Origin of the sequence: Rhizobium sp. NLR10b, assembly GCF_019685435.1 — a bacterium.
GTDB lineage: Bacteria > Pseudomonadota > Alphaproteobacteria > Rhizobiales > Rhizobiaceae > Rhizobium.
The window spans coordinates 13,835-32,881 of record NZ_JABDWV010000009.1; the positions used below are offsets into that span (position 1 = coordinate 13,835).

Here is a 19,047-nt window from a genome sequence, read left to right on the forward strand (position 1 = left end):
GACCCCGGCAGCACGCGTCAGGGTGGGGAGCAGTGTGAACATAAGCAACATGCGCGGCACTCAGGCCGCTTTTCGGCAGACGCTTCGACGGCTTCTGGTCTGCGTTACGGTGATGTGCCTGTCAGGCTGCGGCGGGCATCCGAAAGGCGTGCTAACCCCGGTCGCCGAAACCTCCCCCCGCGCCGATCGCGTCGACATGCTGGTCGCCACGACGCGCAGCCGCTCGCCTGTTCCCGGAGAGATGTTCAGCGGCGAGCGCGCCCGCCAGCCCACCTTCGCCGATATCACCGTCTCGATCCCGCCTGGGCGCAAGGAAGGTGAAGTCGCCTGGCCGAAGAAGTTGCCGTCCAATCCCAAGACCGATTTTGCGACGCTCAAGACAACCGAGTTGGATGTCGATGCCGCAAAGGCCTGGCTCAGCGCCAGCGTGCGCAAGAGCCCCGACAAGAGCGTTTTCGTCTTCATCCACGGCTACAACACCCGCTTCGAGGACTCCGTCTACCGTTTTGCCCAGATCGTTCATGATTCCGGCGTTCATAGCGCGCCGGTGCTGGTGACGTGGCCCTCGCGCGGACGGCTGCTGGCCTACGGCTATGATCGGGAGAGCACCAATTACACCCGCAACGCGCTGGAGAAGCTCTTTCAATATCTCTACCATGATCCGGAGATCAAGGAAGTCTCGATCCTCGCCCATTCGATGGGCAATTGGCTTGCTATGGAGGGCCTGCGGCAGATGGCGATCCGCAATGGCCGCCTGCCGGCGAAATTCAAGAACGTCATGCTCGCGGCTCCCGACGTCGATGTCGACGTGTTCCGCCAGCAGATCGCCGACATGGGAAAGCAGCACCCCCAATTCACCCTCTTCGTATCCCGTGACGATAAGGCGCTCGCCGTCTCCCGAAGGGTCTGGGGCGATGTCGCCCGTCTCGGCTCGATCGATCCGGAGCAGGCGCCTTACAAGCAGGAACTCGAGGAATACGACATCAATGTCATCGACTTGACGAAGGTGAAGACCAGCGACCCTCTCAACCACGCCAAGTTCGCGGCTTCGCCCGCGATCGTCCAGCTGATCGGCGCCCGTATCTCGGAAGGACAGACGCTGACTGACAGCCGAGTCGGTCTCGGGGAGAGAATTCTTGCGGCGACGACGGAAACGGCGGCCGCCGCGGGCAATGCTGCGGGTCTGGTGTTGGCGGCGCCTGCCGCCGTCGTCGATCGGGACACACGCGACGCCTATGCCGCCGAGGTCAGCGCGGTTGCCGGGCCCGGCGGCAAGTCGAAGCCGGCCTGTGGCAATGCTTTCAGGACGGAATGCCGGCCATAGGGCGCGCAGTGCGCGATACGCGGGATTGGGAGTGATCATGTCGATAGTTTCATCAAGGAACGTTCTTCGGACGCTGCTCCTGGCGGTGATCGCATCCCTCGCCGCCGCACTGACGGCCATGCCCGCGATGTCGCAGACACCGCCGGCCGCACTGCCGGCCGAACGGATCGAGCAGTTCATAGCCTTGTCCACCGATCCGGCGGTGCAGGACTGGCTGAAGCAGCAGGCAGCGGCAAAAGCCGCTGCCGAACCAGGCGAGGCGAAGCCAACCGATCCCTCTTTTTCCGAATTCGCCACACGCTTCCGCCGGCATTCCTCCGATCTGATGAATGCTGCGACCTCGTTTCCATCGCAGATGATGGCGGCCGCGGCGGTGCTCGAGCGTGATATCCAGGCGAACGGCGGCACCCGGCCGGTGGTGCTCTTGATCGCCTTCATGGCGGCAGGTTTTGCCGCCCAGTGGTTTTTCCGGCGGATCAGCGGCGGCTGGCGCGCCTGGATGGAGCAGGCGTCCTTTTCGACCGTCCGGGAGCGGCTTGTCCTTCTCGGCGCCAAACTTCTCTGGGAAGCATGCCACGTGTTCGCTTTCGCGCTCGGCAGCATCGGCTTCTTCCTCATCTTCGACTGGCCGCCGCTCGTGCGCGAAATCGTCGTCGGCTACCTCTTCGCCTTCGTCGCCTTCCGCCTAGCCGCCGCGCTCCTGCGCATTTGGCTCGCGCCCCCCGCCGCCGCGGCGCAGCCAGGATTTCGCGTGGTCCCCGTCAGCGATCCGGCCGCGGCCCATTGGGCGCGCCGCCTCGCCTATCTCTGCGGCTGGTTCGCCTTCGGCTGGGTGACGGTGCGGCTGCTTGCAACGCTCGGCCTTCCCCCCGCCTCGCGGCTGCTCGTCGCCTATACGCTGGGTGTCGTGCTGTTGGCGATCGCGATCGAAAGCCTGTGGCGCCGGCCGGTGGACGCGCCGGTCGAGAGCCGGATGCCCCGCATCGGCCGGACGATCCGCAATTGGCTATGGACCGCCTATTTCATCGGTCTCTGGGCTCTCTGGGTCGTCGGCGCGATGAAGCTCTTCTGGATCGTCGCGGTGTGCGCCGCATTGCCGGCCATCCTTGCGCTCACCCGCGTCTCCATCGCCAATATTCTGTCCTCTCCCGCCGGCGCGGAAAAGGCCGAGCGGGCAAGCATCGCCTCCGTGCTGGTGGAGCGCGGTGTGCGTGCAGTGGTCATCGTCGGGGCCATCCTCCTGCTCGCCCGTGCCCTCGATGTCGAGTTGACCCGCATGACGATGCAGGACACCCCGATGCTGCGCATCGTCAGGGGCATGCTCAGCGCCGGCATCATCCTTCTCGTCATCGATCTCGCCTGGAGCCTGGTGCGCGTCGTCATCGACCGCAAGCTTGGCGAGACCGATACGCCCCAAGAGGCCGGCAGCGACACGGCCCGCCGCCGGGCGCGGATCCGCACGCTGCTGCCGATCCTGCGCAACGTTCTGATGATCCTCTTTGCCGCAATTGCAGTGATGATGGCGCTGTCTTCGCTCGGCGTCGAGATCGGGCCGCTGATCGCCGGCGCCGGCGTCGTCGGCGTTGCGATCGGCTTCGGCGCCCAGACCGTCGTCAAGGACATCATCAGCGGCGTATTCTACCTGCTCGACGACGCTTTCCGCGTCGGCGAATACATCCAGAGCGGCAATTACAAGGGAAGCGTCGAATCCTTCAGCCTTCGATCGGTGAAGCTCAGGCATCACCGCGGCGCCGTCTACATCGTGCCCTTCAGCGAATTGGGCGCGATCCAGAACATGAGCCGCGACTGGGTGATCGAGAAGATGACGGTCAGCGTGGCCTATGATTCCGACGTCGAGAAGGCCCGCAAGATCATCAAGAAGATCGGCCAGGAACTGTTCGCCGACCCCGAGTTCAAACCCATCACGATCGAGCCGCTGAAAATGCAGGGCATCGACAGCCTGGGCGACTCCGGGTTGCTGCTACGCATGAAGTTCATGACGCTTCCCGGAGAGCAGTTCACGCTGAAGCGCCGGGCGCTGCGGATGATCTATGAGGCCTTCCATGAAAACGGCATCCGCCTTGCCGTGCCGACCGTCCAGGTCGCCGGCGACAAGGTTGCCGATACGGCCGCAGCTGCTCAGCAGGCTCTGACGGCGCACAAACAGGCCCTGGTGGCAGGCGCCGGCTGACATGATCCATGCGGCCTGCCGGCTGGCAGGCGACTATCGCGTTCAGGAAAGGAGATTTCGATGGAAGACTATCACTCCGCTCTCACCGATCACGTGCCCGGCTTCATCACCGAGCCGGGCCAGACCGACTATTTGTTTGTCGGCGTCATCGTCTTTCTGATCGTGATGATTCTGGTGGTCGGCAACCTCTACTTCCAGCTTCACGCCATCCCCGAACGCATCGCCCACCGCACCAACAAGGTGCAGATGGAGATTGTCGCGGTTCTGGCGCTGATCTCGCTCTTCACCCACAATCACCTTTACTGGATCCTTGGTCTGCTCCTGGCCTTCGTTCGGTTTCCCGATTTTACGACCCCGCTCTATTCGATCGCCCGCTCGCTCGCCAGGCTCGCCGGACGCGACCCGGACGAGCTCGAGGATGAGGCGCCGGTCGCAGCCGATCACCCGGAACCGGTCCGCGCGCCGACGCCAGCGCCAGAATCAGTGGCAGAGGCACCACCCGCCCGGACGCCCGCCAAGACACTGCACGAAGAGGGGATCTGATCATGTTCGAATTAATGCTCTGCTCAATGCTGACCATCTTCCCGGACTATCTCTATCGACGCTATGTCCAGGGCAAGCGCATCGGCCAGGAGATCACCCTTTACAGCATGTGGTACGAACTGCGCTGGGGCATTTCCGCCTGCCTGATCCTGACCGTTTCGCTGATCACCATGATCTTCTATTTCCATCCCTCGACAAAAACGGTCACGGCCATATTCCGCACGGTCACGATCCTGCCGGAGGCCTCCGGCCGGGTGGATGAGGTCTTTGTCGGCGTCAACGAAAAGGTCGCCGCCGGCGCGCCGCTCTTCCGCCTCGACGATTCACAGCAGAAGGCGGCATTCGAAACCGCCAGCCGGCAAATCGCCGAAGTCGAAGCCGAAGCGAAGGTCGCGCAGACCGAGCTTGCAAGCATGGACGGCCAGATTCAGGAGGCCGACGGCGCCCTGAAAGTGGCTGAGGACGAGTTGGAGATGAAGACCCAGCTCCTGAAAAACGATGCCGTCGCCCGCCGGGAGGTGGTCCGCCTCACCAATACGGTCGAAGGCCGCAAAGGCTCCCTCAGCGCTGCGCTTGCCAAGAAACAGACGCTGGAAACCAAACTCAGCGTTCTCCTGCCGGCGCAGAAGGCGAGCGCCGAGGCCGCCCGGGCGGAGGCGCAGGTGGAACTCGACAAGACCGTCGTCAAGGCGGGGGTAGCGGGCACAGTCCAGCAATTCACATTGCGCCCCGGCGATGTGCTGAACACCATGCTGCGTCCTGCCGGCATCCTGGTGCCGAGCGAAGCGGGCCGCGGAACGCTGATCGCCGGTTTTGGGCAGATCGAGGCGCAGGTGATGAAACCCGGAATGGTCGCGGAGGCCGTCTGCGTCGGCAAGCCGTTCACCATCATCCCGCTCGTGGTGACCGAGGTGCAGGACGTGATCGCGGCCGGCCAGCTGCGCCCCACCGACCAGCTGCTCGACGTACAGCAGCTGGCAAAACCCGGCACGCTGACGGTGTTCCTGCAGCCGCTGTTCGACGGCGGCCTGGATGATGTGCCGCCAGGCAGCAGTTGCATCGCCAATGCCTATACCAACAATCACGATGCGCTCGCTGATCCCAACATCAGCACCCCGCGCTGGTTATTCCTGCATGTGGTCGACACGGTCGGTCTCGTGCATGCCATGATCCTGCGTATACAGGCGATGTTCCTGCCGGTTCAGACCCTGGTTTTCGCCGGGCATTGAGCTCGATGCGCATTGTCCGCCAGGACGCCACGGCCCATTTCGATGGTGCTGGCCTTTTACGGCCATGTATGGCCAGAGGCTGACCGGCGTGAGCAGCCGATCGAATGGCCGTCGGCGGACCAGCTGAAAATGCGCCTTTGCATCGAGCAGATGTTCGTGGCTGCCCAGCTTCAGGCAATAGTAGGCCGCCGCGGTCTCGTCAGACGCTAGGAACTGGATTGGCGACGGACACGATAGCGGATGTGTGTCGCCGCCGGCGTGTCGATTACCCTGACAAGCTCCAGTTCGATCTCTGACGGCAAAACATCGAACAGCCGGCGGCCGCGACCGAGCAGCACCGGGATTAGATGGATCTGGATCTCGTCCAGCACCCCGGCCCGGAGTGCTTCTTGCGCCGTATAACCACCCCGCAGTTGTACGTCCCGATCGCCGGCCGCAGCCTTCGCCAGCGCCATCGCGCTCTCGATTCCGTCATTCACGTAGGTCACCAACGGATAACCCCAACGGGCGGCGGGCGGCGGAGGCCGGTGACTGGGCACGAAGATCGGGGCGCCGCCATGACTGCCTCCCCAGTGATCCATGAGCTCGGCGGTCCGCCGGCCGGCAAGGACTGAACCGGCCGCCTTCCATTCGGCTTCAAATTCACGCACGGGCCCGGCCTGAGCGGATCCCCCGTCGGCGTCCGCCCAGTGGTGCAGCCGCTCTCCATCCTCGCCTCCAAGATAATCGTTATCGTCGGCGATATACCCATCGAGGGACATCGACATGTCGAGGATGGATTTGGACATTTCGTTCTCCTGTGACGACTTAAGGTCAAGTGTGCGAAGGGTGCTGTCGGCAGGTGCTGTGGGCGCCGTGCCGGGGTTCGATCGTTCGGCGCGTTAGACGTATTCACGACGATCAATGTTGCACGGCAATTGGACTGTCGAAAGAACCGATTGTCACCAACCCGTCGGGATTGTCCCCGCCCGCTGTCACGTCTCCGGCAGGCCAGCCTTTCGGAAGCCGTCGACAAAGTGGTCTCGTACAGATGCATCGCGCAGCGGCTGGGAACTGAGCCAATGAGCGATCGTGAAATGAGGGTGGGCGATCAGGAACAATTCTGCTTCTCGCCGCGCCTCCTCGCGGTGGCCCAACTGCGCAAGCGCAGCAGCCAGGAATTTGCGTGAGTTGGTGCGATAGGTTTCTTTCCTGCGGAGTGTAGCGGTTGCCGCCTCGTAGTCACCTGCGGCGTATTGCGCCTGCCCAAGATGACAAAGATACCAGCAGGCCGGATAGGGATTGAGCCGCAGAGCTTTTTCGATCTGCGCCAGTCCGTCGGCAATCCTGCCGTCCAGCACGGACATATCAGACATGGCGGCCCAGGTGTCGGCGTGATTGGGGTCGAGTTTCAGGGCCATGGCGAAAGCGGCATCCGATTCCTCCCATCGCCGCTCATAAGCCAAAATGGTCCCCAGAACGTAGCGGCAGCCGGCATCGTTGGGATCCAGGTCGACCGCCTTCTGCGCTGATGTCACCGCCATCCGGCGGTTAGGATCTTCGGGCTCGCCGAAATGCGTCCAGGCAAGCCAACGGTTATAGGCGAGCAGACCGAGCGCCTCGGCATAGGATGGCTCGAGCTTGACCGCGCGTTGGAGCAGCATATAGGCCTCACGCTCGGTTTGCGGCGACTCCTCCGTCAGGAGACGGGCGCGCACACACAGATCGTAGGCCTCGAAGTTCTTCGGCCGATTGCGCGGCGTCGGGATGGTCAGCCGGCCGACGAGGGCTTCAACAATCTTGGCGTTGACCTCATCCTGTAATTCGAAAACATCTTCCACCGTCCTGTCGAACCGTTCCGCCCACAAGTGCTGGCCGCCAAGCGCGTCGATCAATTGGGCATTGATGCGGACACGGCCCATTGCGCGTCTGGCGCTCCCCTCTAGGACGTAGCGGACGCCGAGTTCCTGGGCGACCAGCTTTACGTCGACCGGCTTGCCCTTGTAGCCCCACACGGAATTGCGCGCGATGACGAACAGGCCAGCCGTGCGGGAAAGGTCGGTGATCAGGTCTTCGGTCAAGCCGTCGACGAAAGGCGCGTCCGCTTCATCCCCACTCATGTTCGTGAACGGCAATACAGCGATCGAGGGACATTCGGGCAGCGGCAAAACGCTCTGCAGCGCATCCGGCCAATGCCACAGGTGGACCGGGCGAGTGAGGTTCTTCAGGTAGCGTTCGCCTGCATCGAAGAACCGGTCGCCGATCTTGCCGACGATCTCGCCGTGAACGCTGGCTGAAATGCAGATGCCTCCCGGCGCGGCCAGCGTCTGGAGGCGCGCCGCGACATTGACGCCGTCGCCGAGGACGTCCGAACCGTCGTCAATGACATCTCCCAGATTGACGCCCACGCGCAAAAGCAGGCGCCGGTCTTCGGAAGCCTCAACAGCAGTGGCGGCCCGCTGCATTTCCAAGGCTGCTGCGACCGCGTCCACCGCGCTGCCGAATTCGATCAGGAAGCCGTCGCCCGCGACCTTGAAGATGCGACCGTTGTGACGCATCACAGCCGGCTCGATAACGCCGGAACGGAGTTCCCTGAGGTTCTCAAGCGTTGCGGCTTCATCAGCCTCCATCAGGCGTGAATATCCCACCACATCGGCAACGACGATGGCGGCAAGGCGACGCTGAAGAGAATGGTTCGTCATTTGAGGACAAGCCCAACGACCGGGTTCTTAACGTATTGTTCAAGCGCGGGTGAGTCAACAAATGGTAAGAGGTAATGCCCGGGCGACCTCCACCTCCATCAGGCCGTCATCCCTCTTTGTGACCGAGGACGTCGAAGTAATGAGTATCCACGGAAAGCGGACGGTTCTTGAACGTCCGGTGATGGGCGCCCAGGCGGCTGGTGGCGAGCGGCGGTTTCCGCTGAGATGGGAGTGAAAAGTGCGCGCTTCTTCAGCGCGCATACTCGGATATCCAGGCTCAAGGCCCGGAATGACGGAGGCCGGAGGTGCGCTTCCATCCAACTCGCCAGCGGCGCGGCGTCTCGCAAATCGCCACAATGATCGGCTTTGGCGCAATCATCGCTAGCGCTGTTTGCTTCGCACCTTGACTAAGCGCGTGTTGCCGTTTCGAATAATAGCGCTGTGACAGTTATGGCAGCTTTGCGCCCCAAAGCCGCCGTTCCACGTCCCGCGCTATTTGTCGGCAGGTGATTTCCGAAGCGAGGCGCATAAATTGGCAACCTTCAAGATGAATGGAGGATGTACCGATGCTCCGCTTTCTTGCCGTTTACACCAGAAGCCCGAGGACTTGGCGTCCTTTCGAAACCTGTCCAAAGCCGAGCAGGATGCAGTCGACGCCGTCGGTATAAAAGAGTGGTCGGCGTGGGAAGAAAGAAATGCTTCGTCCATCCTTGATCCTGGCGGAATAGTGGGCAAGACGACTCCCATGACCAAGGAGGGCGTCGTCACGCGGTGAATTGCGGGAACTCCGCTGACGGCCTGTTAATGGCGAGCTTCCGCGCTAAGTCTTACTTAACTCCGACAGGGAGGCAAACGGGATGAAGGTCGGCATTGTTGGAGCCGGCATGGTTGGCAGCGCGACTGCGTACGCCCTTGGCTTACGCGGTGTCGCGAGCGAGGTTGTGCTGGTCGATCTCGATCCAGCTCTGGCCGAAGCACAAGCCCTTGATATCGCACATGCGATGCCGTTTGCCTCAGGAACCTCGATTTCTCATGGAGACTACGATCATCTTCGGAATGCTGGTGTTGTCGTAATAGCCGCAGGGGTCGCGCAACGATCCGGGGAGACGCGAACCGATCTGCTGAGCCGCAACGCCGCGGTCTTCCGAACAGTTGTAGGCGAGATCATGCGTGTCTGTCCCGACGCGATTTTGCTGGTTGCATCCAACCCGGTCGACATCATGACACAGATCGCCGAAGCGTACTCCGGACTGCCAAACCATCGCGTGATCGGATCGGGGACAATTCTCGATACCGCGCGGTTTCGTAGCCTGCTGGGGGCTCACCTTCGTGTGTCGCCGCGATCCATTCATGCCTATGTGCTGGGCGAACACGGCGACAGCCAAGTCTTGGCGTGGTCCGGCGCCAGGGCAGGTACAGTTCCGATTGCTCTCTTCGGTGCACAGATTGGCGCTCCCATTACCGAAGCTGTCCGGACAGATATCGACAGCAAGACTCGCAACGCCGCCTATACCATCATCAAGGGCAAAGGCTCTACCTACTACGGGATTGGAGCAGGTCTTGCCCGGATCGTCGGCGCGGTAAGGCAGGATGAACAGGCGGTGCTTTCAGTCTCGAGCGTCACCGCGCTGATCGAAGGTGTGCGCGATGTAGCTTTATCGGTTCCCCGCGTTGTGGGCCGCGAAGGCATTTCCACTGAATTGCTTCCTGACCTTGACACACATGAGCGCGCTGCGCTTCAACGAAGCGCTTCTAAACTTAGAGGCCTGTTCGAGGCGGTGACGCTCTGATTCGAACCCATGCTGAGCGCGTGCGTGGGCGGACGTCGGCGTCGGCGCCGCCCATTTCGTCGACGGGCGATACGACGATGCGATTACCTGGATCCAAAGAGGCCTTAGCCAGCAGCCTGACGCGAGTTGGGCTCTGCGGTGGCTCGTCAGCGCCTATGTGCACGCCGGCAGATTGGATGAGGCACGACGTGCCTGCCTTCGACTGCGAGAGAGCCATCCCGACCTTACGCTTGCCAAAGTCAGGGATACATGGTGGCCCTCTGCTTTTATGGCGCGGATCTTATCGGGTCTGCGTGACGCTGGCTTGCCCGAAGGCTGACTGGACCGGCTCAACCGAGGTCTTCACCGAGATCCACAAACTTCATCGAAGGTCATGAATCCCTCCTTTGTGCCGTTCCGGTATTGCAATCCAAACGGCAGCTTCGGGCGGATATCGTTGAAAAACTAAATCCAGCGGGCCAATTGATGCCGAAGGTGCGGCGTTGACCTGACCTATCTCAACTCGTAGCATTTTGGAGAAACGCGGAGTGCCGCTCCCCATTGCTGCTTCACCATGGTGGCAAAGTTCCCGTAATGTAGCTCGTCGCCGTAGTTCCAGATGCAAAGCATTGTCGTTTCGTTGTGGATGAAAGCTAGTCCGACGACACTATTGTTTCCGTCCAGAATCTCGTTCAGCGTGGCGATCTCAGAGCTTAAAATCGCTTCGTCGATGTGATCTGTAAGTTGGTGGACCTCAATCTTTCCGAACCCTGCCATGTCAACGGGGCCCTCAAGAGCTTGATTGTCCGCGATGAGACTCTCTCCATCACTGGAGCAGCGTACTCTGATTGCAAATTTATTTGAAAGCTCGATGCGGATCGCGACAGGGTTCGTCCAATCCAGGTTTCCTTCAAAGCTGAACAGATCTGCAGAGATCGAGCGTATCTTCATACAGCTAAGATATGCATAGATAATGTGACCCGGACAAGAACTGACGTCGCTAGGCCGAGCCAATTGCCCAACTTCACATCCCATGATTCAATAGCCGCACTGATTTGCGGAGGATTGAGCGATGATGGGATGTCAGGCGGCTCCGGCGCAGCTCTTCTACGACTTCTGCCTTGATGATCACGTCCCCGTCGACCACATGTTGCGCGGGATCGACCGCCATCTCGAACTCGACAGCACGCGAGCGCAATTGAAGCCTTTCTACAGCACCACGGGTCGCCCTTCGATTGACCCTGAGCTGATGATGCGGATGCTGATCATCGGCTATTGCATGGGTATTCGCTCGGAACGGCGGCTTTGCGAAGAGGTTCACCTCAATCTTGCCTATCGCTGGTTCTGTCGCCTCGGACTGGACGGCAAGGTGCCGGACCATTCCAGCTTCTCGAAGAACCGTCATGGCCGGTTCCGGCAGAGCGACATCCTGCGGCATATGTTCGAGACGGTGGTGGAGCGTTGCCTGGCACAGGGTCTTGTCGGTGCTGAAGGCTTTGCGGTCGATGCCAGCTTGATCGCGGCGGACGCTAACAAGCAGCGCTCGGTGCCCGGCTCAGAATGGGAGGTCAAAGACGACGCCAGCCGCTCGGTCCAGGAATATCTGGCGGTTCTCGATGACGCCGCTTTCGGTGCTGCCTCTCCCGTAACGCCGAAGTTCATCTCCCCATCCGATCCGGCAGCGCAATGGACCGGTGCCCACAAAGGCCATGCCTTCTTCGCCTATGCCACCAACTATCTGATCGATACCGACCATGGCGTCATCCTTGATGTGGAGGCGACACGTGCGATCCGCCAGGCGGAGGTGGGAGCATCCCGTACGATGCTTGACAGGACCGAGAACCGCTTCGGCTTGAAGCCGGACTATCTCGCTGCCGACAGTGCCTACGGTTCTGCCGACAATCTGGCCTGGCTGGTCAAGGAAAAGAAGATCGCGCCGCACATTCCGGTCTTCGACAAATCGAACAGGACGGACGGCACTTTCTCGCGTTCAGACTTCACCTGGGAAGCCGAGAAAGATCGTTACATCTGCCCAGCGGGCAAGGAGCTGAAGCAGTTCCGGCGAACCTATGCGAAACCCCGATCGGGGATCACAGCGGAGGGGGACACGGCTTTACCGTGCCAGCAAGAAGGACTGTGATCGCTGCGAACTGAAGTCTCGTTGCTGCCCGAAAATGCCGATGCGTAAAGTGCCGCGCGATCTCAACGAAGATGCCCGTGATGTCGCCCGAGCAATTGCCGCGACGCCGGAATACGAGCAGTCACGGCATCGCCGAAAGAAAGTTGAGATGCTCTTTGCACACCTCAAGCGCATCCTGCGGATGGCGCGTTTAAGACTTCGGGGACCGTGCGGTGCACGAGACGAATTCCTGCTCGCAGCAACCGCACAAAACCTCAGAAGGCTGGCCAAACTCAGGCCAGCAAATGGCGTCATTGCCGCCTGAGAGCGGCATAGATCGAGACCCTGCGCCGAGGCGCAGGGCGAGTGGCATACCCGCTCCGCTCAGAAGAAAGAAACGGGCGGGTGAGCAGCCAATCCTATGAGTTTTTCGACGGTATCGGTCAATCCCAGACTTTCGCGGCAAGTACTTTATGTCCGCGTGTTGAGTGTCCAAGGAGCGGACGGTCGGCCACCGGCCCCGTCATATAACCAGAAGGTGCGCGTTCTCCCTCTGGCCAACGGTGGCCATAGGAGAACTGGAATGGGTGTCTCGCAATATGATCCTGCCGCACTGGGTCGACCGGCTTGGAACGCAGGCAAGGAAGTTGGCGTCAAGAAGCCCCTCAAGCAGCGCCAGATCTGGGCAGTCCGTTTCTTCCTCGACCGAGGAGGAAGGATGAGAGATCGCGCGCTTTTCGATCTCGCCATCGACAGCAAGCTCCGCGGCCGCGATCTGGTAAAACTGAAAATCGGGACTCTCGTCACGGGGCACGAAATTCGAACTCGCGCAATGGTCGTCCAGCAGAAGACTGGACGGCCCGTGCAGTTCGAAATCACGACCGAGGTTAGAGCTAGTCTGCTTGCCTGGCTTCAACGAAGGGGAGGAACAGTCGATGACTATGCCTTTCCCAGTCGGATCGACCACGGTAATCATCTCAGTACTCGGCAGTACGCCTGGCTGGTAGATGAGTGGGTGACGGCGATCGGCCTCCGTCGGGAGGATTACGGGCCGCATTCCCTGCGGCGAACGAAGGCCGCCACGAACTCTAAGGCCCGGCAACCGGCGATCCAGATCCTGCTTGGCCATACCAAGATCGAGAACACGGTCAGGTATCTTGGCGTCGACATTGAGGATGCACTGGAACTGGCCGAGCGGACTGAGATCTGAATAGAGACTGCCCTGCACGTCGTGGGGCCGTTCCTCTTTGCTCTGAGAGGCTCTAACGAGATTCGATCAGCTTTGCGCCTTTCTCATGGTCATTCAGCCAAAGGGGCGCTATTGCTGCAAAGCGACATGACGCAGTGACAACGCGGGTCACACTTGCGCCGAGAGCCCCATTCCGCACCATGCGGGTGATTAGATCACGAATTCCTCCTCGTATTTTCGTTGCTCGAGAACGACGGTAACCTCCACCGGAACGATCCAATTGGCCGCGTAGCTCTCGCAGTCGGAACGCGGAAGGTCGGGCTGCACGCACCCCGCCCCATCGATCGCGCGACATCGCAGTGTATATCGCCCCACTTCTTCAGGGGTCCATATGTACTCCCACAAGCGCCATGCAAAGGGACGTTCTGTTTCGAGGAGCCTTCCCTCGCGCCAGCCCCTGCCATCTCCCGTGCAGACCTGCACCTGCCGGATAGCAGCCTCTCCGCTCCAAGCGGCTCCGAAAATCCGGTAGGGTTGGCCGGCAATGAGGTGCGCCCCCTCTACGGGACGCGCGATCTGCGCTTTGACCTCCATCTCCGCAAGGGGAACCAGCGTGGGTTCCCCGAGGCTGCGTTCCCAACGGAAATAGTCGCGCGCCTGCCAGTAGCCGAGGAACGGTTGTTCCACAACCGTGATATCCGTAATCCACTTGATCCAAGCCATGCCGAACCAGCCACCCACCACCGCTCGTAGTGGGTAGCCGTGATCGCGCGTCAACGGCTCCTCGTTCATCGAATAGGCAAGGATCGTGCTGTCAGCGATGGCCTTCTCAAGCGGTAAACTGCGCGCAAAAGCGATGGGGCCAGGAGAAGCCGTTTTCTTGTTCGTGTCGACGACGCCGCTGTCGGCGCCTGTCAGCAGAACCTCACGTGCGGTTCGCTTAACGCCGGCCATTTCCAAAACCTCGCGCAGAAGAACACCTGTCCAGGCGGCGTTGCCGACGGCTCCGTTCTGCCACTGTAACCCCTCCTTCGGTGGCACATAGTAGACGCGCCCGTTCCCTGCGCACTCCACGACGGCAGTGAAAGTCGTGCTCCGCATCGCCTTGATGCTGTCGAGGTCAAGTTCGATCGGCCGCTCTACCGCCCCGCCAACGCGCAGTCTCCAGTCTCGCGCATCGAGCTCCGGCGACGGGAAATGGTTTCGCACGAAGAACAACTCGGCTGGGATCAGCCAATCGGAGAGCGACGCAAACGGAAACTCGATGTTCGGTGGGGATTTCTGTCGAACTATTAGACTGGGTTGCTGTGGTGTCGCCATCGTCCTCGTCTCCCCTCCAAAAGTACAACGTCGGCTCTCCGTCGCGCGTATTTCGGATCGATCACAAGCCCGTCGCAGTGCGTCTGTCGCATTCCGCCGGCCGCATACTAGCACATACCGCACGTCCTCGGATCGATCTCGAGCGGCAGCAAAAGGGGTCAATCTCAGGCCTCGGCGGCAATAATTCTGATGTCCGCTTTTGGTGTTGGGTGTCTCGTAGCGGACGGTCGGCCACCGGCCCCAAATCGGTCATTCCTTCTCGGCCTCAGCCGAGCCTGCTGCTGGAACATCGGAGATATGGGACTTCTAGCCAAGGACGCGGTCCCGGTTCGTATCCCATGGGGGCTCTCAAACGCCCCAAATCACCGACTCCTCATGACGTTTGATCAGATGCCGAAGATCTTGGAAACCCAGGCGGACGAATTCGGCAAATTGATCGACTGCGGGAGCTCGTGGAGCATCGACGCGCTTGAGGATCGCAAGGGCGCGCTCTGGATGAGGGATGGTGATTGGCAGTGCGGTGATCGTCTTTTCCTTGCGCTGCGCGAAGACGACGCTGTGCGGCATGACGGTCAGCGCATCCGCCGATTTCAGGTAGTTGATTACACTCATCAGCGAGCCGCCGGTATAGCGGATCTTGATCTCGGTGGCGCCGAAGGAGAGCAGCAGCGCGCGCAGGTCCGCCAGCAGCGGGCTTCCCGGTGGCGGCGCAATCCACGGATAGTCGAGCAGTTGGCTCGGCTGCGGCCGCCGTTTCAGAAGCAGCGGATGGGTTACCCGACAGGCCACGACATTGCGGCCTGGGAGAATCTGCTGGAATTCGAGCCCGGAACCCTCGTCGAGTATGTCGATCGGGCATATGGCGAGGTCGATCTGATCTGCCTTCAGCGCTGCGCGCAGATCCGGGAAATAACCGTAGCTTTGATCGATCCGCACGTCCGGACGGCTTGTCTGAAACTCCGCGCACAGCCCGGCAATCAGCGCATCCATGAAGAAGGGCGTGCCGCCGATCCGTACGACGCCGCTCTTGCCGACGCGGAAGCTTTCGACGAGATCGGAGGCCTTGCGTGAGGCTGCGAGCATGACGAGGCCGTGTTCGGCGAGCGAAAGACCAAACGGCGTCGGCTGCAATGGCCGGCGACCCTTGACGAAGAGCGGCTCGGCCACCCTTTTCTCCAACATGGACAAGGTGCGCGAAACGGCAGGCTGAGCGAGGCCCAGCAAGGCCGCGCCTTCGGTTACGCCGCCTGTTTTGACGACGGCGGCAAGCTGGATCAGGTGACGTTCATCGAACTTCATAACGATCCGTTATATTGTTTTGCAACAAAATCATCAATCCATGCAATTCCGGCTGTTAGTATCAACCTCGGGTACACGTGAGATCGTGGAGGATGAGCATGGCGGAGCGGGCAAAGGCGCTCACATTCAGCGAGGCGACGTCGGCGGAGGTTTTCTCGGAACGCTTCTCCGCTGGCAGTGACGGCAATCTTTCACGGCTGATCGCTGCCGCCGTCATCCATGTTCATGATCTCATCAAGCAGTTTCGCCCGACCCAGGACGAGTGGCGCAAGGTCGTTGCCTTCCTGACCGATGTCGGCCATGCCTCGGACGAGCGGCGACAGGAATGGGTGCTTCTGTCGGATCTCATCGGCGCGTCGGCCCTGGTCGAGGAAATCAATTCGCGGCGGCCGAAAGCGGCGACGCCGAATACCATTCGCGGACCGTTTTTCCGCAATGATGCCCCAGAAAGGGTATCGGGTTCTTCGATCTCGCTCGACGGGATCGGCGAGCCGCTGGCGGTGTCCGTGCGGGTGCAGGATCTCGATGGCCTGCCGATCGCAGGCGCCGAGGTCGTAACCTGGCAGGCGAATGCCGAGGGCTTTTACGAGAACCAGCAGCCGGATTTGCAGCCGGAACATAATCTGCGCGGCCTCTTCCATACCGATATCAACGGACGGTTCCATTACCGCTCCGTCATGCCGTCGGGTTATGGCGTGCCGGACGATGGCCCGGTCGGGCGGCTGCTCGCCGAGGCGGGCTATCCGCTGCGCCGCCCGGCGAACCTGCATTTCGTCGTTCGTGCCAAGGGCTTCGAGACGATCACCACCCAGATTTACGATGCGAGCGATCCACACCTTGGCGAAGACGCCCTCTTCGGCGTGCGGCCCGAGCTCATTGCCTGCTTCGAGCCGTCCGAGATCGATGGACAGCGCGCCAAGGCGTTGAGCCTCACCTTCGTGATGGTGCGAGCAAAGCCGGGGAGGGCGGCATGACCCAGGATTTTTCCTATGCGGGCAGTCCCGCCCAAATCGTCTTCGGTGCCGGCAGCCGCAACCGGGTCGCGCAATGGGTCGCCAAAGCCGGCTGCAAGCGGGCCCTGATCCTCTCGACGCCGCAGCAGAAGGCTGATGCACAAGCGCTGGCCGAAGAGATCGAGCCGCTTGCCTGCGGCGTCTTCTCAGGCGCGACCATGCACACGCCCGTCGAGGTGACGGAGGCGGCGATGCGGGTGGTCGAGGAAACCGCGGCGGACTGCGTCGTCTGCCTCGGCGGCGGATCGACAACGGGGCTCGGCAAGGCGATTGCCTATCGCACCGATCTTCTCCAGATCGTCATTCCCACGACCTATGCCGGGTCGGAGGTGACGCCGATCCTCGGGCAGACCGAAGGCGGCCGCAAGACGACGGTGCGCGATGCCAGGATATTGCCGGAGATCGTGATTTACGATCCCGCGCTGACGCTCGGCCTGCCGGTCGCCATGAGCGTGACGAGTGGGCTGAACGCCATGGCCCATGCCGTCGAAGGGCTTTACGCGCAAGACCGCAATCCGATTTCGAGCCTGATGGCGCTGGAAGGCCTGCGCGCCTTTGCCCGAAGCCTGCCGGTTATCGTCAACGATCCGAAGAACGCTGAGGCGCGCAGCGATGCCCTTTACGGCGCCTGGCTCTGCGGCTCGGTGCTCGGCACGGTCGGCATGGCGTTGCATCACAAGATTTGTCACACCCTCGGCGGTTCCTTCGATACGCCGCATGCCGAAACCCATGCGGTGATGCTGCCGCATACGGCCGCTTTCAATGCCGCAGCCGCGGCATCGGAGCTGGCAGGAGCGGCCGAGATTTTCGGCGGCGCCATCGGTGGCGGGCTCTGGGATTTCGCCAGGGCGATCGGATCGCCCCTATCGCTCAAGGAATTCGGGCTGACAGAAATCGATCTCGATCGCGCGGCTGCGATCGCTGTCGAGAATCCCTACTGGAATCCGCGGCCGATCGAACGGAGTGCGATCCGCCAGCTTCTGCAGGACGCTTGGGAGGGCCGACGGCCTATGGAATGAGACACAGGCGCCTGCGGGCGCACTCTTTGGGAGGAGAGACAATGGGAGGAGGAAACATGTTCACAAGACGCGATTTTCTGAAGACGACGGCGGCCGGCGGCGCATTGATTGCAACCTCGGGCCTGCCCATGCCGGCGATTGCCAAGAATGCGGCAATCAAGCTCGGCTATGTCAGCCCGCAGACGGGGCCGCTCGCCGCTTTCGGCGAAGCCGACAAGTTCGTCATCGATGCCTTCCTGGCGACAACGAAGGCAAAGGGCCTGAACTACGAGGTCGTGGTCAAGGACAGCCAGTCGAACCCGAACCGCGCCGCCGAAGTCGCTAAGGAGCTGATCGTCGACAGCCAGATCAACCTGATGCTCGTATCCTCGACACCGGAGACGACCAATCCGGTTTCCACGACCTGCGAGGGCGAGGAGATGCCCTGCATTTCCACGGTCGCGCCGTGGCAGCCCTGGTTCATCGGCCAGCAGGGCAATCCCGGCGATCCGGCCTCCTGGAAGCCCTTCAATTACGCCTATCATTTCTTCTGGGGCCTTGAGGATATCATCGCCGTCTTTACCGGCATGTGGAGCCAAATCGAGACGAATAAAAAGGTCGGTGGCCTGTTCCCGAATGATGGTGACGGCAATGCCTGGGGCGACAAGGTCGTCGGCTTCCCGCCGGTCCTGGAAAAGCTCGGCTACGGGCTGACGGATACCGGCCGCTACCAGAATCTGACGGATGATTTCTCGGCGCAGATCAATGCCTTCAAGCAGGCAGGCACCGATATCCTGACCGGGGTGATGATCCCCCCCGACCTCACCACTTTCTGGAACCAGGCCAAGCAGCAAGGCCTGAAGCCGAAGGTCGCCTCGATCGGCAAGGCGCTTCTCTTCCCGCAGACCGTCGAAGCGTTGGGAAATGCCGGGCACAATCTCTCGACCGAGGTTTGGTGGACCCCGACGCATCCGTTCAAATCGTCGCTGACGGGCGAGACCGCTGCCGCCGTGGCGGCTGCCTTCACCAAGACAACCGGACGCCCATGGACCCAGCCGATCGGCTTTGCCCATGCACTGTTCGAGCTCGCCGTCGATGTCATGACGCGGAGCGAGGATGCGGGCGATGCCGATGCCGTCGCCAAGGCGATCGGCGAAACCAAGCTCGACACGCTCGTCGGGCCGGTTGCCTGGGGCAATGAGAAGCTGCCGCCGTTCGCGCAAAAGAATGTCGCCAAGACGCCGCTGGTCGGCGGCCAATGGCGGCTGAAATCCGGCGGCGGCTATGATCTCGTCGTCGTCGAAAACGGCCTGGCGCCGAACGTACCGCTTGGCGGCAAGCTCGAAGCCCTTGCGTGAAAGCAGGGTTGCCC

Annotated in this window: 14 protein-coding genes and 3 pseudogenes; 12 read left to right on the plus strand and 5 right to left on the minus strand. The window is 61.4% G+C overall.

Annotated features, from left to right (window positions below):
- Positions 1-112 precede the first annotated feature (112 nt).
- The 4 genes from HJB91_RS16065 to HJB91_RS16080 are packed head-to-tail and all read left to right on the plus strand — an operon-like array spanning position 113 to position 5,287.
- A complete protein-coding gene (locus HJB91_RS16065; protein WP_221155564.1) occupies positions 113-1,324 on the plus strand; it encodes an alpha/beta hydrolase in 1,212 nt (403 codons plus the stop codon).
- Positions 1,325-1,361: 37 nt separating this feature from the next.
- Complete coding sequence (locus HJB91_RS16070) at positions 1,362-3,515, plus strand: mechanosensitive ion channel family protein (protein ID WP_221122590.1); 2,154 nt, start codon at positions 1,362-1,364, stop codon at positions 3,513-3,515.
- A 60-nt stretch (positions 3,516-3,575) separates the two neighbouring features.
- Entirely contained in the window at positions 3,576-4,058 is a 483-nt protein-coding gene (locus HJB91_RS16075; protein WP_221122591.1) for a hypothetical protein, read from the plus strand.
- 2 nt (positions 4,059-4,060) lie between these two features.
- The gene (locus HJB91_RS16080; protein WP_210628805.1) at positions 4,061-5,287 is read left to right on the plus strand and encodes an HlyD family secretion protein; all 1,227 of its coding nucleotides are present in this window, start codon (positions 4,061-4,063) and stop codon (positions 5,285-5,287) included.
- A 206-nt stretch (positions 5,288-5,493) separates the two neighbouring features.
- Here the strand turns inward: HJB91_RS16080 and HJB91_RS16085 are convergent, their stop codons facing one another.
- Both HJB91_RS16085 and HJB91_RS16090 read right to left on the minus strand, forming a co-directional pair.
- Positions 5,494-6,075: a dihydrofolate reductase family protein gene (locus HJB91_RS16085; RefSeq protein WP_210628804.1), complete on the minus strand. Its 582-nt coding sequence runs from the start codon at positions 6,073-6,075 to the stop codon at positions 5,494-5,496.
- Between the two features lie 186 nt (positions 6,076-6,261).
- Positions 6,262-7,968, minus strand: coding sequence for an adenylate/guanylate cyclase domain-containing protein (locus HJB91_RS16090; RefSeq protein ID WP_221155379.1), 1,707 nt, complete (start codon positions 7,966-7,968; stop codon positions 6,262-6,264).
- A gap of 566 nt (positions 7,969-8,534) precedes the next feature.
- On the opposite strand from HJB91_RS16090, the pseudogene HJB91_RS30780 reads away from it, so the two are divergent.
- The 3 genes and pseudogenes from HJB91_RS30780 to HJB91_RS31265 all read left to right on the plus strand — a co-directional run.
- Positions 8,535-8,731: pseudogene (locus HJB91_RS30780) on the plus strand (hypothetical protein); the annotation flags it as partial.
- 94 nt (positions 8,732-8,825) lie between these two features.
- Positions 8,826-9,758 (plus strand): L-lactate dehydrogenase, encoded by a 933-nt coding sequence (locus HJB91_RS16095; RefSeq protein WP_221122593.1) that lies wholly within the window; start codon positions 8,826-8,828, stop codon positions 9,756-9,758.
- A gap of 64 nt (positions 9,759-9,822) precedes the next feature.
- Positions 9,823-10,077, plus strand: a pseudogene (locus HJB91_RS31265) (tetratricopeptide repeat protein); the annotation flags it as partial.
- Between the two features lie 173 nt (positions 10,078-10,250).
- Here the strand turns inward: HJB91_RS31265 and HJB91_RS16105 are convergent.
- A complete protein-coding gene (locus tag HJB91_RS16105; RefSeq protein ID WP_221155380.1) occupies positions 10,251-10,688 on the minus strand; it encodes a hypothetical protein in 438 nt (145 codons plus the stop codon).
- Positions 10,689-10,809: 121 nt separating this feature from the next.
- Here HJB91_RS16105 and HJB91_RS16110 point away from each other — a divergent pair.
- Positions 10,810-12,181: pseudogene (locus HJB91_RS16110) on the plus strand (transposase).
- A gap of 258 nt (positions 12,182-12,439) precedes the next feature.
- Positions 12,440-13,066, plus strand: coding sequence for a tyrosine-type recombinase/integrase (locus HJB91_RS16115; protein ID WP_221155381.1), 627 nt, complete (start codon positions 12,440-12,442; stop codon positions 13,064-13,066).
- A 189-nt stretch (positions 13,067-13,255) separates the two neighbouring features.
- Here the strand turns inward: HJB91_RS16115 and HJB91_RS16120 are convergent, their stop codons facing one another.
- A complete protein-coding gene (locus HJB91_RS16120; protein ID WP_221155387.1) occupies positions 13,256-14,365 on the minus strand; it encodes a sulfite oxidase in 1,110 nt (369 codons plus the stop codon).
- A 348-nt stretch (positions 14,366-14,713) separates the two neighbouring features.
- Positions 14,714-15,664 carry a LysR family transcriptional regulator gene (locus HJB91_RS16125; RefSeq protein ID WP_210628799.1) on the minus strand — a complete coding sequence of 317 codons (951 nt, stop codon included), beginning with the start codon at positions 15,662-15,664 and terminating at the stop codon, positions 14,714-14,716.
- A 98-nt stretch (positions 15,665-15,762) separates the two neighbouring features.
- Here HJB91_RS16125 and HJB91_RS16130 point away from each other — a divergent pair, with 98 nt between their 5' ends.
- Genes HJB91_RS16130 through HJB91_RS16140 form a run of 3 tightly spaced genes read left to right on the plus strand, consistent with a single transcriptional unit; the run spans position 15,763 to position 19,033 of the window.
- Positions 15,763-16,638 (plus strand): dioxygenase, encoded by an 876-nt coding sequence (locus tag HJB91_RS16130; protein WP_221146776.1) that lies wholly within the window; start codon positions 15,763-15,765, stop codon positions 16,636-16,638.
- Positions 16,635-17,696 carry a maleylacetate reductase gene (locus tag HJB91_RS16135; protein WP_221146777.1) on the plus strand — a complete coding sequence of 354 codons (1,062 nt, stop codon included), beginning with the start codon at positions 16,635-16,637 and terminating at the stop codon, positions 17,694-17,696. Before HJB91_RS16130 ends, HJB91_RS16135 begins: the two co-directional genes overlap by 4 nt.
- Before the next feature lie 56 nt (positions 17,697-17,752).
- Complete coding sequence (locus HJB91_RS16140) at positions 17,753-19,033, plus strand: ABC transporter substrate-binding protein (RefSeq protein WP_221155390.1); 1,281 nt, start codon at positions 17,753-17,755, stop codon at positions 19,031-19,033.
- Positions 19,034-19,047: the final 14 nt, after the last annotated feature.